Annotated in this window: 11 protein-coding genes; 6 read left to right on the top strand and 5 right to left on the bottom strand. The window is 71.0% G+C overall.

Features of this window, described 5'->3' with window-relative positions; genetic code table 11:
- On the top strand, positions 1-324 hold a 324-nt coding region (locus ABT232_RS15450; protein ID WP_351840402.1), incomplete at its 5' end, for an integrase core domain-containing protein.
- Positions 325-491: 167 nt separating this feature from the next.
- Here ABT232_RS15450 and ABT232_RS15455 read toward each other — a convergent pair.
- Together ABT232_RS15455 and ABT232_RS15460 are read right to left on the bottom strand one after the other, a co-directional pair.
- The gene (locus ABT232_RS15455) at positions 492-2,000 is read right to left on the bottom strand and encodes an esterase/lipase family protein (protein ID WP_351840403.1); all 1,509 of its coding nucleotides are present in this window, start codon (positions 1,998-2,000) and stop codon (positions 492-494) included.
- A gap of 201 nt (positions 2,001-2,201) precedes the next feature.
- Complete coding sequence (locus ABT232_RS15460; RefSeq protein ID WP_351840404.1) at positions 2,202-3,515, bottom strand: ROK family protein; 1,314 nt, start codon at positions 3,513-3,515, stop codon at positions 2,202-2,204.
- 183 nt (positions 3,516-3,698) lie between these two features.
- On the opposite strand from ABT232_RS15460, the gene ABT232_RS15465 reads away from it, so the two are divergent.
- From ABT232_RS15465 to ABT232_RS15485, 5 genes are all read left to right on the top strand, one after another.
- Positions 3,699-5,021 carry an extracellular solute-binding protein gene (locus ABT232_RS15465; RefSeq protein ID WP_351840405.1) on the top strand — a complete coding sequence of 441 codons (1,323 nt, stop codon included), beginning with the start codon at positions 3,699-3,701 and terminating at the stop codon, positions 5,019-5,021.
- A gap of 14 nt (positions 5,022-5,035) precedes the next feature.
- The gene (locus ABT232_RS15470) at positions 5,036-6,028 is read left to right on the top strand and encodes a carbohydrate ABC transporter permease (protein WP_351840406.1); all 993 of its coding nucleotides are present in this window, start codon (positions 5,036-5,038) and stop codon (positions 6,026-6,028) included.
- A gap of 31 nt (positions 6,029-6,059) precedes the next feature.
- Positions 6,060-6,899, top strand: coding sequence for a carbohydrate ABC transporter permease (locus ABT232_RS15475; RefSeq protein ID WP_351840531.1), 840 nt, complete (start codon positions 6,060-6,062; stop codon positions 6,897-6,899).
- A 35-nt stretch (positions 6,900-6,934) separates the two neighbouring features.
- Positions 6,935-8,305, top strand: coding sequence for a GH1 family beta-glucosidase (locus ABT232_RS15480; protein ID WP_351840407.1), 1,371 nt, complete (start codon positions 6,935-6,937; stop codon positions 8,303-8,305).
- Between the two features lie 230 nt (positions 8,306-8,535).
- A complete protein-coding gene (locus tag ABT232_RS15485; RefSeq protein ID WP_351840408.1) occupies positions 8,536-9,051 on the top strand; it encodes a hypothetical protein in 516 nt (171 codons plus the stop codon).
- A gap of 1 nt (position 9,052) precedes the next feature.
- On the opposite strand, the gene ABT232_RS15490 is transcribed toward ABT232_RS15485, so the two are convergent.
- The 3 genes from ABT232_RS15490 to ABT232_RS15500 form a co-directional block, all read right to left on the bottom strand.
- The gene (locus ABT232_RS15490; protein ID WP_351840409.1) at positions 9,053-11,581 is read right to left on the bottom strand and encodes a M48 family metalloprotease; all 2,529 of its coding nucleotides are present in this window, start codon (positions 11,579-11,581) and stop codon (positions 9,053-9,055) included.
- A gap of 114 nt (positions 11,582-11,695) precedes the next feature.
- Complete coding sequence (locus tag ABT232_RS15495) at positions 11,696-12,265, bottom strand: hypothetical protein (RefSeq protein WP_351840410.1); 570 nt, start codon at positions 12,263-12,265, stop codon at positions 11,696-11,698.
- A gap of 243 nt (positions 12,266-12,508) precedes the next feature.
- Entirely contained in the window at positions 12,509-13,537 is a 1,029-nt protein-coding gene (locus ABT232_RS15500) for a LacI family DNA-binding transcriptional regulator (protein WP_351840411.1), read from the bottom strand.
- Between the last annotated feature and the right edge of the window lie 75 nt (positions 13,538-13,612).

Consider the following 13,612-nt stretch of genomic DNA (forward strand, 5'->3'; position numbering starts at 1 on the left):
GGCGTCGGCCGCATCGAGCGGGTCCTGACCGACAACGCCTGGCCCTACCGCAAGAGCTTCGCCTGGCGCCAAGCCCTGGCCGACCTGGGCGCGGCCGGCAAGCTCACCCGGGCCTACCGGCCGCAGACCAACGGCAAGGTCGAACGCTTCAACCGCACCCTGCTCGACGAATGGGCCTACCTACGGCCCTACACCAGCAACACCGAACGCACCGCAGCCCTGGCAGACTTCCTGCACACCTACAACCACCACCGCTGCCACACCGCACTCGGCGGCCAGCCACCCATCACCCGCGTGAACAACCCTGCGGGTCAATACAGCTAGTGCCGGCTCACTCCGGTGTACGCCAGGGCGACGCCGCTACCGGTCAGCACCATGCCCTCGGCGAAGTGCAGGCAGCCGTCGCCGCTCTTCTCCGGGCCCGCGGCGATGAAGATCAGCTCATCGGCGCGCTCTGGGGGTCGTGCGGCAGCGGTGTGCGGGAGCGGCGCTCACCGCCACGGGGTCGCGGTGAGCCGGATGCGCGCCTGGTCGCCGAGGATGGGGCGGGCGGTCTCCGGGAACGGGACCCGCGCCTCCCAGCGGTCGGTCGCGGCGTTCTCGTCGGTGAGCGGGCGGCCCTGGGGTTCGTGGTCCTTGATGGTGCCGGGGATGAGCGAGTTCCAGGTCGCCCAGATCTCGGGGGCCGGGCCGGTGCCGATGTCCACGACCAGCGAGTCGTCGAAGTCGGCGGTGTGTTCCAGATGGTCACCGAAGTCCAGGATCCGGTTGTCGGCCCGCAGCGACAGGATCCGCAGATGGAGCGCGTACCGCATGGTCGGGCTGGTGGCCGGGCGGGGCAGGTCGGTGCGCAGGAACGTCGTCGTCAGTGACACGGGCGGGACGGCGGCGCCCTCGGCGGCCGGCTTCGGCAGCGGCAGCGGGCACCAGTGGTCGGCCCGCCGCTCGTGCACGACGACGGGCAGTCCCCGGATGGCCAGTTCGACCTCGGCCTGCCAGCTCACCTCGGGGTCGACAGGCAGCCGATGGCCGTCGAGCGAGGCCTCGACGCGCAGGTCGCCCAGCAGGAAGCGGCGCAGGTTCTGGTAGCCCTCCTCCGAGTTCACCAGCCCGTACCGCCCGCTGTGGCTGCGGTGCACGAACGACCCGTGCGAGCCCGGCACCGCGGCCCTCTCGATCTGCACCAGCCCGTCGCTGCGGGCGCCGACCGCGGCGGACGACAGTCCCGACGCCACGTCGTAGTCCTCGGGGTCGGTGCCGACCAGGCAGAACACCCGCTCCGGCGGGAACCTTCCGGGGCCCTGGGGCATGAGCCGGGCGTCCCAGTCGTCCGGCGGGTCGTCCCCGCGGCGCTCGGCGCGGGGCGTCAGATACTCGTACATCCGGCGCGGGCCGAAGATGTCGGCGCCGTGGATGCCGAGCCTGTCCCGCAGCCGCTCGAACAGGCCGAAGCCCAGGTCGAAGGCGATGCCGCCGTGCGGCGTTCCATAGGTGAACAGCTTGTCGACGTGCTCGGCCGGGTCCACGCCCCGGTCGGGCAGGATCTTCTGCAGCAGACAGCGGCAGACCAGTCCGCCCATCGAGTGCGCGACCAGATGCACCCGCGGTGCGCCGGTCTTCGCCTTCAGCTTCTCGATCAGCCGCAGCAGGTCCGCGGCGGCGTCCTCCAGACGGAACTCGCGCGCTCGCGCACCCCAACTGGTGGCCGACGCGTCGTAGAAGCGGTGGACCCAGATGCTGTCCGGCGGAATGTTCGAGTTGGTGTCCAGATACGAATCCTGGCCGCCCTCGACGAGGATCTGGTAACCCTCGTCGAGATGCAGGCGCAGCAGCGGGCTCTCGAACTGATGGAACGTCGGTTTCTCACCGGGTCCCACGCGGACATGGGTGGAACCTTCGTTGAATCCATAAAAGGGATCCGTGACGACCTTGTTGATGCCTGAAGTATCGCCCGCGAATCCCCTCACATAGATGATCGGAATCCTGTTCTGGCTGCTCATGGCCGACTCCGTGGGGGCGGAACGCATCTCAAATCTACGTCCGGCCACCGGTCTCGGCCACCGCGGAAAAAGCGGAGCGGGGCCGGAGGAACCACACTGGAGAAAGGGGTGATCCGACGCCGCGTGAGAGGGAGGGAGAAACTCACCAAGGCGTCCCGCCGCACGAGACTCCGTCCCGGACCCGGGCGCGGTGAGCCTCCTTCAGGACGTCACCCGGTGCCGCAGGGCGGGCTCCCAGGCGGGGGTGGGCTCGCGCGGCGGAGCCTGCACGCGCCGCCCGCCCCGGTCGAAGAACGCCTCCAGGGGCAGGATCGCCGCGCCCACGGTGACCGCGTCCGGGCCCAGCGTGCCCAGCTCGATCCGGGTCCGGGCGGCCGGGTGGCGCAGGGCGCCGGCGGTGGCGTAGGGCCGGACCGTGTCCAGGAAGCGGGCGCCGAGCTGGAGGCCGGCCCAGCCGCCGACGAGGATGCGCTCGGGCCGGAAGAGGTTGATGAGGTCGGCGAAACCGGCCCCCAGGTACTCGGCGGTCTCCTCCAGCACGGCGAGCGCGGTCGCGTCGGGCGCGGTGTCCGTGCCGGGCTCCGGGTAGGCGGCGGCGAGCATCGCGGTCAGCGCGGTCTCCTCGTCCGCCCCGGCCGGGGGAGTCCCGCCGGCCTCCCGCCAGCGGGCCAGCAGCGCCTCCGCGCCCGCGTACGCCTCCAGGCAGCCCTGCGAGCCGCAGCGGCAGCGACGGCCGCGCACCCGCACCGTGAGGTGGCCCCACTCCACCGAGCGGACGGGGCCCAGGCCGTCGCCGATGACACAGGCGCCGACACCGGAGCCGAACAGGACGAAGACGGCGTCGGGGGTGCCGCGTCCGGCGCCGAACCACATCTCCGCCTGGCCGAGGGTCTTGGCCCCGTTGTCGATGTAGTACGGCACATGGCCGGGCACGGCGCCGGTCTCGCGCAGCAGCCGCTCCAGCGGGACGGCGTCCCAGCCGACGGTCTGGCCGTGCACGACGGCGGTGTCGTCGGCGGCGCGGGCGACGATGCCGGGGACGCCGATCCCGACGCCGAGCAGCCGGTCGGCGGGCAGGTCCGCGGCCCGCAGCACCTCGGCGATGCCGTCGCGCACATGGCCGACGACGAGGCCGACCTCGTACCGCTCGTGCGGATCGGCGCCGTCGGGCGCCAGCGGCCGTTCCACGCGGGCGAGTTCGGTCAGCGCGAGGTCGAACAGCTCGACGCGGACCCGGGTCTCACCGATGTCGACGCCGATCATGCGGCCGCTGCCGGGGCTGACCCGCAGCAGGGTGCGCGGCCGGCCGCCGGCGGAGTCGACATGGCCGGCCTCCTCCACCAGCCCTTCCGCAAGCAGCTCGCCGACCACGTTGCTGACCGACCCGGAGCTGAGCCCGGTGGCGGGGCCGAGCGCGAGCCGGCTCTGCGGCCCGTCGAAATACAATCGTTGCAGAACCGCCGTGCGGTTCTCCCGCCGCAGGTCACGCACCGTACGGCTGTTCCTGGCTCGCACCTTGTCCCCTGTCCGTGAGGTCTCCGAGCGCAAGATACCCCTGCCGGGGACCTTGACGCGCCCTTCTCTCGCCATTTAACTCACGTCCTAAATTAAGCCGGAAGGTGCACGGGGCGGACGTGGGACGTCTCGACCGTCCCTCCCCGCCGGCCTCCGCCACTCCCGAAAGGGTCCCGAGGAGCCATGCGCAGAATCAGAGCCGCGGTCACAGGCGCCGTCACCCTCACCCTCGTCCTCACCGCCGCCGCCTGCGGAGGCGGCACCTCCGGCGGCTCCGGCTCCGGATCCAACTCCCAGCCCAAGACCCTCACCTACTGGGCCTCCAACCAGGGCGCCAGCATCGAGGTCGACAAGAAGGTCCTCCAGCCCGAACTCGACAAGTTCGAGAAGGAGACCGGCATCGAGGTGAAGCTGGAGGTCGTGCCCTGGTCCGACCTGCTGAACCGGATCCTCACCGCCACCACCTCCGGCCAGGGCCCCGACGTCCTCAACATCGGCAACACCTGGAGCGCGTCCCTTCAGTCCACCGGCGCCCTGCTGCCCTGGGACGCCAAGAACTTCGAGAAGATCGGCGGCAAGAACCGCTTCGTCGAGTCCGCGCTCGGCTCCACCGGCGCCGCCGGCCAGGACCCCGCCGCCGTCCCGCTGTACTCCATGGCCTACGCGCTCTACTACAACAAGAAGATGTTCGCCGACGCGGGCATAGAGAAGCCGCCGGCCACCTGGGACGAGCTGGTCGACGCCGGCAAGCGCCTCAGCAAGGACGGCAAGTGGGGCATCGGCGTCGAGGGCTCCAACCTCTCCAACAACATCCACCAGGTCTTCGTCCTCGGCAAGCAGCACGGCGCCGACTTCTTCACCCCCGACGGCAAGCCCGACTTCACCTCCGACGGCGCCGTGGCCGCCGTCAAGCAGTACATCGACCTGATGGCCGTCGACAAGATCGTCGCCCCCGGCAACGCCGAGTACGCCCAGAACCAGTCCCTGAGCGACTTCGCCAAGGACAAGACCGGCATGGTCCTGTGGCAGACCCCGCAGCAGACCTTCGCCGCGCAGGGCATGAAGGAGGACGAGTGGGGCGTCGCCCCCGCACCCGTGCCCTCCGGCAAGCCCGGCCCGGACGCCGCCACCAACTCCATGGTCGCCGGCATCAACATGGCCGTCTTCAAGAACACCGACAACATCGACGGCGCCACCAAGTTCGTGAAGTTCATGACCAGCGACGAGGAGCAGAAGATCCTCAACAAGGCCTACGGCTCCATCCCGCCGGTCGTGACCGCCCAGGCCGACCCCGTCTTCAACACCCCGGCGCTCTCCGTCATCCGCGAGACCCTCGCCACCAGCGCCTCCGCGCTGCCGCAGGTGCCCAACGAGTCCCAGTTCGAGACCGTCGTCGGCACCGCGGTCAAGGAGCTGTTCGCCGACGCCGCCGCCGGCCGCCCCGTCACCACCGAGTCGGTGAAGGCCGCGCTCGAAAAGGCCCAGCAGCAGATGCCCAAGAAGTAGGCGCGGAACCACAGATGACCACTACCGTCACGCCGCAGGCCGAGCGGACGGTGCGGAAGACCCCGTCCGGAGGGGCGCGCACCCCGCGCCGCTCCGGACGGCTGCGCCGCATCGGGCTGCCGTACCTGCTGCTCCTGCCCGCCCTGGCCCTCGAACTCCTCGTCCACCTCGTGCCGATGCTGATCGGCATCGCCATGAGCTTCAAGGAGCTCACCCAGTTCTACATCAGCGACTGGTCCGAGGCGCCCTGGGCCGGATTCGACAACTTCTCGCTCGCCGTCGACTTCAACGCCCCCATCGGCGAAGCCCTGCTGAAGTCCTTCGTCACCACCTGCCTGTTCACCGTGCTGTCGGTGTGGCTGTGCTGGCTGCTGGGCACCGCCGCCGCGATCTACCTCCAGGAGTCCTTCCGCGGCCGGGGCCTGCTGCGCACCATCTTCCTGGTCCCGTACGCCCTGCCGGTCTACGCCGCCGTCATCACCTGGGCGTTCATGTTCCAGCGCGACAACGGCCTGATCAACCACGTGCTGCACGACCAGCTCGGCATCGGCGACAGCCCCGCCTTCTGGCTCATCGGCGACAACAGCTTCTGGGCGCTGCTCATCGTCTCCGTCTGGAAGGGCTGGCCGTTCGCCTTCCTCACCGTGATGGCAGGCCTCCAGAACATCCCGCGCGAGCTGTACGAGGCCGCCGCCCTCGACGGCGCCGGCGTCTGGAAGCAGATCCGCCACATCACCCTGGCGTCCCTGCGCCCGGTCAACCAGGTCCTCGTCCTGGTGCTGTTCCTGTGGACGTTCAACGACTTCAACACGCCGTTCGTGCTCTTCGGCAAGGCGGCGCCCGAAGCCGCCGACCTGATCTCCCTGCACATCTACCAGTCCTCGTTCCAGACCTGGAACTTCGGCACCGGCTCGGCGATGTCCGTCCTGCTGCTGCTCTTCCTGCTCCTCGTCACGGGCGTGTACCTGCTGCTCACCAACCGAGGAAGGAAGGCCGGCGATGCCTGAGCGCACCCAGCGGCGCGCCCCCCGCTCACCGATGGCCGCGCCCGCCTCCTTCCTGTGGAGCCGCAGGATCTTCCTCACCCTGCTCACCGGCTTCGTCCTGCTGCCGGTGTACGTGATGATCTCCAGCTCGCTGAAGCCGCTGGCGGACGTCTCGGGCAAGTTCCAGTGGCTGCCCTCCGGGCTCACCGTCCAGCCGTACCTGGACATCTGGGAGACCGTCCCGCTCGCGGACTACTTCGTGAACTCCCTGATCGTGTCCCTCGCCGCCACCCTGTGCTCGGTCGTCATCGCGGTGTTCGCAGCGTACGCCGTCAGCCGCTACACCTTCCGCGGCAAGCGGGTCTTCACCGTCACCGTGCTGTCGACGCAGATGTTCCCCGGCATCCTCTTCCTGCTGCCGCTGTTCCTCATCTACGTCAACATCGGCAACGCCACCGGCATCGCCCTCTTCGGCTCCCGCGGCGGCCTGATCCTGACCTACCTCACGTTCTCGCTGCCGTTCTCCATCTGGATGCTCATCGGGTACTTCGACTCGATCCCCCGCGACCTCGACGAGGCCGCCAAGGTCGACGGCTGCGGGCCGCTCGGCGCCCTCTTCCGGGTGATCGTCCCGGCGGCGACGCCCGGCATCATCGCCGTCGCCGTCTACGCGTTCATGACCGCCTGGGGCGAGGTCCTCTTCGCCTCCGTCATGACCAACGACACCACCCGCACCCTCGCCGTCGGACTCCAGGGCTACGCCACCCAGAACGACGTCTACTGGAACCAGGTGATGGCCGCCTCGCTCGTCGTGAGCGTGCCCGTCGTCGCGGGCTTCCTCCTCCTCCAGCGCTACCTCGTCGCCGGCCTCACCGCGGGTGCGGTCAAGTGACGTCCCTCCACCCACCGAATGCAGAGAGGTCCTTCGTGTCCGAATCCACCGAGGCCCGCACGCTCGACCTGGGCGCCTTCCCCGCCGACTTCCTCTGGGGCACCGCGACGTCCGCGTACCAGATCGAGGGTGCCGTGGCCGAGGACGGGCGCGGCCCGTCCATCTGGGACACCTTCTCCCACACCCCGGGCGCGATCGACAACGGCGACCACGGCGACATCGCCTGCGACCACTACCACCGCTGGCCCGAGGACGTCGAGCTGATGCGCCGTCTCGGCGTCGACGCCTACCGTCTGTCCATCGCCTGGCCGCGCGTCTTCCCATCCGGCGACGGCCCCCTCAACGCCGCGGGCCTGGACTTCTACGACCGGCTCGTCGACGCCCTGCTGGCGGCCGGGATCGCCCCCTCGGTCACCCTCTACCACTGGGACCTGCCGCAGGCCCTCCAGGACCGCGGCGGCTGGACCGTACGGGAGACCGCCGAGCACTTCGCCCGCTACGCCGAGACCGTCGCCGCCCGCCTCGGCGACCGCGTGACCCAGTGGGCCACCCTCAACGAACCGCTCTGCTCCGGCTGGATCGGCCACCTCGAAGGCCGTATGGCGCCCGGTCTCACCGACCTCACCGCCGCCGTACGCGCCTCCTACCACCTGCTCCTCGGCCACGGTCTCGCCACCCGCGCGATCCGGGCGGTCGCCCCCACCGCCCGGATCGGCATCGTCACCAACCACTCCACCGTCGCCCCCGCCTCCACCCGCCCCGAGGACATCGCCGCCGCCACCCGGATGGACGGCCACACCAACCGCTGGTGGCTCGACCCGGTCTACGGCCGCGGCTTCCCCGCCGACATGCGCGAGCTGTACGGCGTCGAACTGCCCGAGCAGCCCGGCGACCTGGACGTCATCGCCGCGCCGCTGGACTGGCACGGCGTCAACTACTACTTCCCGGTCACCGTCGCCGACGACCCGTCCGGCCCGGTCCCGCACGCCGCCGAGGTCCGCCTCCCCGACGTACCGCGCACCGGCATGGACTGGCAGATCGACGCCGACGGCCTGGAGGCGATCCTGATGCGCCTCACCGACGACTACGGCGCCACCCGCCTCTACGTCACCGAGAACGGCTCGGCCTTCCCCGACACCGTCGCCCCCGACGGCACCGTCGACGACCCCGACCGCACGCGCTACCTGGAGCAGCACGTCGCCGCCTGCGCCCGCGCGGTCCGCAAGGGCGCCCCGCTGGCCGGCTACTACGCCTGGTCCCTGCTGGACAACTTCGAGTGGGCCTACGGCTACGACAAGCGCTTCGGCCTCGTCCACGTCGACTACGCCACCCAGAAGCGCACCCTGAAGGCGAGCGGCGCCCGGTACGCGGACATCATCCGCGACCACCGGTCCCAGTCCGCCTGACCTGACACCGGCGGCGGCACCCCCGCAAGGGGAGTCGGGGGTTCCGCCGCCGGTCATAACTGAATTATTTAGTGAAACGTTTCCTTTTGCGGTGCTGACGTTACCCTCGCCGTTGGAATGGTTTCCCGGTTTCTTCAAAGGGAGCCCGGCGAGGGGGGAATCGCGTCGTGGTGAGAAATCCCGGTGGTCTCGGAAACATCGTTCGGATATCCTTCGTCACACTGGTCGCTGTGTTCGCGGTGGGGTGCGGGCGCACCATCGAATTCCCTGAGGATCCGGTGACCGGTGAGACCACGACCACGCCTGCCCGCGAAACGGTCGACCAGCCGACTCCGGCTCCGACGCCCTCGGAGCCGGACGACGTACCCGCGGTGCCCGAGCCGCCGCTGCCGGACCGCACGCCGTCGCCACCCTCAGCGACCACCCGGTCCCCGCTGCCGGACGCCCTGCCTGCGGGCCGCGTTCCGCAGCGTCTCGTCGGGGAATGGGACGGCGACGGACCCGGTCCGGCCCGGCTGACGAAAATCGCCTTCATGGCGGACGGAACCGCCGCTCTGTACCCCAACTCGGGCGGGGTGCTGCACGGAACGGCAGTGGTGTGGGGCTCATCGATGACCATTTACGTTCCCGGCACCCGCATGGTCGTCCAGAACTGGTCGATCGAGCGGTTCGACGTGGAAGGGTATGCCTTCGAGAATCTCCTGCTGGACGGCGTCAGTTATGTGCGGCAGACAAGTGGTGGCTGACTCAGGGGAGATTGATGAGCGGCCGGCCGGCGGCAGCGCAGGTGCGGTCGATCCGATCGGCCACCTCGGCGCTCGCGGATTCCTCCTGCGGCGGCAGGAGGAACAGCAGCCGGAAATCTTCGGCAAGTTGCGGTGCTCCGCCTCGCACCGCCTTCTGCTCCGCGTCGGCCAGAAGGCCCTCCGCCTGCGAGGTGGTCAGCGAATCCAGCGAGCCCCACAGGTCGTCGTAGGAGTCGCAGGCCGCGGCGGCTTCCCGGCCGGTCGTCTCCGGACCGAAGGTGGCATCGCGCACCGGGATGGCGAATCCGGCGACCACGACCGCGCACCCCAGCGCTGTCAGGACCGCCACGAACCGCCGGACCCGACGGGCCACCACGGGTGAGGCAGGCTCGGGCGCCGGGGAGGCGTACGGCAACCGCCTCCCTGCACCGACGCCGGCGCGCCCCTTCCCGGCGTGACCCAGCAGCGTGACCACCGCGACACCCGCCACGGCGAGCAGGGTGCCGCCGGTCATGATGCGCAGCACGCTGTCGCGGACGTAGGACAGGGACAGTCCGGTGCACGGTGCCGGGCGGACGGCGAGGGCGTCGACACAACCGCCGACCAGGGATCCGCCGATGAAGACGGCTGCGTTGAGGCAGCCGGTCAGAAAGGCGGCCACGAGTGCGTAAACGGCGGAGAAACCACCGTGACGGCGGAGAAGAACGGCGGCGACGGCGACCGCGACGAGCGCCTGGACACCGATGGCGGCGGCCATCTGCCAGTAGGCGAACAGGCGCAGAACCGCTTCCTGTGACGCCGGCGGGGCATCCAGGTTCACTCGTACCAGCAGACGCAGGACGACGACTCCGCACACGTACCCGCCGCTCCCGGCGGCGCCTGCGAGAGCCACCGTGCGGACCCATCCCCTCCGTGCGGGACGGCGCAGCTGTGAGGACAACGGCCAGGCCCACAAGAGCACGCCGGCGGCGGCCACGGGCGTCCATTGTGCGAAGCGCACCACCAGGGGATGCTCCACTGCCGACCACAGGAGGAACGACCCCGCCGGCGCCGAGCGGGCCAGTTCCGCGTGTTCGGCACGCAGTGAGGCGTTCAGCTCCGTGAGGTTATGGGCGTGGTCGAACAGCAGCATCCACCAGCTCAGCAGCACCGCCAGCAGCAGGGAGGACACGAGCCAGGCCGCCACCCAGCTCCGGCTCCGGTCTCGCGACACCGTGCCGTCGGGAAGCCACGCGAGGGCGCTGCGCGCCGTCCAGCAGCACAACAGCGTCAGCAGGAGGAGGAGCCCGGCCGCGAACACCGCGCCGACGGCACTGCTGCCGGGATGGGCGAGGTGCCCGGGGGCAAGGGCCCTGGGCAGGACCGTCGACTGTCCCAGCAGCAGTCCCGTGGCCAGCCCCAGTGCGGGCAGGACGAAGCCGCGCGGCAAGGCCGTCAACCAGGTCGTCCGCCAGATGCCCAGAGCCACGACCGCCGCGACGGCGGGTGCGAGCAGAGCGGCCGCCGCGGCACGCGCGTGGAGCGGGTCGGCCTGGTGGAACAGCAGCCACATCAGGTCGAGAAAGCCGCTCGTCGCGGCCATGCCCGCCAGCCCCGCCGCACAGCAGTCCCAGAAGCCGACGCGATACAGCTCGCGTGGATCGCGCGCGACCCGCAACCGCTCCCGCCAGGGTGGATGAGGCGAATGCACCGACCAGGGCTTGGACACCTCGCGGACCAGGTCCGTGGGGCTGACGTTCCAGGTCACCGCCCGTACGTCGGCTCCGCTCTCCTTGGCGCGCAGTACTGCCAGCCGGCCGTAGAACACCAGGGCGACGAGCAGGAGGGAGCGCCATCCGACGGCCACCACGTCCGCCGGCGCGGTCCCCACCAGTGCCGCGGCCAGGGGCACCAGCCCCAGCGGGATGAACGCGTAGAACAGGGCACGTGTCAGTCCGATGAGGTCGGCGTCGCGATTGCGCAGGTGACCCAGTTCGTGCAGCACGATGGCGCGGAACCGCGCGGGGTCGCCGCGGAAGTGGGTGACCAGCCCGGCGTCGAGGCAGACGCTGTAGCGCCCGGCCCGTCCGAAGGCCACCGCGTCCTCGCGCTGGGACCGAAGGGACAGCAGAAACTGCGGTGGTCGGCTCAGTCCCGCCTCGCGGCTGAGGCCGGCCAGCCGGTCCAGCAAGGCCCTCGTCTCGGCATCCTCGTCGGGTTCGAACGGCTCCATGCCACCGCGACGTATCCGCAGCGCCGGCTCCCACCAGTACGCGACGCCCGCGACCAGGAGGAAGACGGCGATGCCCGCGAGGATGTAGGAGGCCTTCTCCCGCTCCCAGGGCTCGGTGCAGCTGAGGAACGCGTGAGTGAAATCCGGCGGCGTCTCCCCGGTCGGGGCCGACGCGGACGACGCGCACTTCTTGTACCGCGCGAGCACTGCGTCGCCGCCGGGAGCGAAGGCGAAGTAGAACAGGTTGTAGATGAAGACGCAGGCACCCAGCAGCGCGGCGGACAGCAGCGCGAAGCGCAAGGCGGTGCCCGAGGGCACGCTCCACGGATCGGCTGTGCGGCCCGGGGGCGGATGCGGTGGTGCCGGCGGTATCGGCGCGGATGTCATGCGACCCCCCATCGTCCAGGTCTGCGGAGCGGAGAGCGCCGGGACTCAGGGACCCTGGTCCGCGCTGCCGTCCGCATCCCCGTCCGTGCGGTCGACGAGCGCGTCCGCCAGGCGCCGGGCCTGGTGGTCGTCCAAGCCCTGTCGCAGTGCCTCGCGGTAGGCCCGTTCCCACAGCCAGGCCCGGTCCTCGGCGGACCAGACGACCCCTGCCGGCTCGCCACCGTCCCCGTCCTGACCCGTCGGCCGGTCCTCGCCGTCCCCCGCGGTGGGCCGATCGCGGCGCAGGAGCCGGCGCACCAGGTCTTGCGCGGCCTCACGGCTCCGCGCGGTCGCCGACTGGACGAGCCGGACGACCAGAGGCTCCACGACCGCCCCGGCCACGGCCAGCGCGAACGGGGTCAGTACCTCCACCGTCTCCGCTGCGCCGAAACCTCCCTCGCGATCCCTCGGCTTCGCGGAGGCGCGGGCGCGGGCCGCGTCCAGGGCGCCGTGCGGGTCCTTGAAGTACGCCCTGCTCTCCGGGTGGAAGATCACCAGCTCCTGGGGAGCCACCCGCTCGATCATCATCCTGGCGACATCCCGTACCAGTGCCTCGTCCGCCACCGCGTCCCCCACCCGTCGCGCCTGTCGAGCCCCGCACCCCTCGGGCCCTCCCTACCTGCCGGGCAGCCAACGCTAGGACACGGCCTTCTTCGCTCACAGGGATGCCGCAGGTGCAGTGGGAGCGCACGCGGCGAACCTTCCACGCCGCAGGGTGGCTTCACGCCCTGCCGTGGTGACGCCGGGGGAAGCCGGGTGGGATCGGAGCCTGCGCCGGCGCGAAGGCGCGCAGCGCAGTGGGTCCCCTTCGCGACCCCCTCACGACGATTCCCGCACCACCAGCTCCGGCGCGAACACCCGGGACCCCGGTTCCGTCCGGCTGCCCTGGAGCTGGTCGATCAGGAGTTCCGCCATCGCCGCCGCCATCCGTTCCACCGGCTGGCGCACCGTCGTCAGGGCCGGGCGGCAGGCCGTCGCCACGCTGGAGTCGTCGAAGCCGACGACCGAGACGTCGCCGGGGACGGCCCGGCCGTGTTCGCGCAGGTACTGGCAGGCGCCCTGGGCCATGAGGTCGTTCGCGGCGAAGACACCGTCCAGGTCCGGGGTCTCGGCGACCAGGCGGCCCATCGCCCGCGCGCCGCTCTCCGCGGTGAAGTTGCCCTCGGCCGCGGGCACCCGGGTGATCCCGGCCGCGGCGAGCGCCGTGCGGAAGCCGTCGAGGCGCTCGCGGGCCGCGGGGAGCGAGCGGGGGCCGCTGATGGTGACGATCCGCCGCCGGCCGCGCTCCAGCAGGTGCGTGGCCGCGAGCCGGGCGCCTTCGGCGTGGTCGAGGTCCACCCAGCCGGCCGGTGAGGAGTGGGTGGCGGGCGCGGGCCGGGCGAAGTACACGGCGGGTATCCGCGCCGCGGCGAGCATCCCGGGCAGCGGGTCGTCGGCCTGTATCGACACCACGAGCGCGCCGTCCGCGCTGCCCTGCCGCAGGTAGGCGACGACCTGTTCGCGGGCGGTCTCGGACTCGGCGAGCAGCAGCACCGGGTGGATCGCGCGCGCCCGCAGGAAGCCGATCCCGCCCTCGACGATCCGGCCGAAGAACGGGTCGGAGAAGACGCGTGCCGCGAAGGCGTCACCCGCCCCGGACAGGATGAGCGCGACCGCTTCGGCCCGTCGGGTGACGAGGGACCGGGCGGCCCGGTTGGGCGTGTAGCCGGTCCGGTCGATGGCCCGCTGGACCACCTCCTGGAGCGCCGGGTCCACGTTGCGGACCCCGTTCACCACCCGCGACACGGTCGCACGCGACACCCCCGCCTCGCGCGCGACGTCTTCCAGCGTCGGTTCCCGTCTGCTCACCCCCGCACCTTAACGTGCCGTCGCCGTCCGGTCGCCCAAGGTCATTACCGGCTTAATGAAAGACGAAAGAAAAGT

It is taken from the genome of Streptomyces sp. NPDC001532 (assembly GCF_040298625.1).
Lineage (GTDB): Bacteria > Actinomycetota > Actinomycetes > Streptomycetales > Streptomycetaceae > Streptomyces.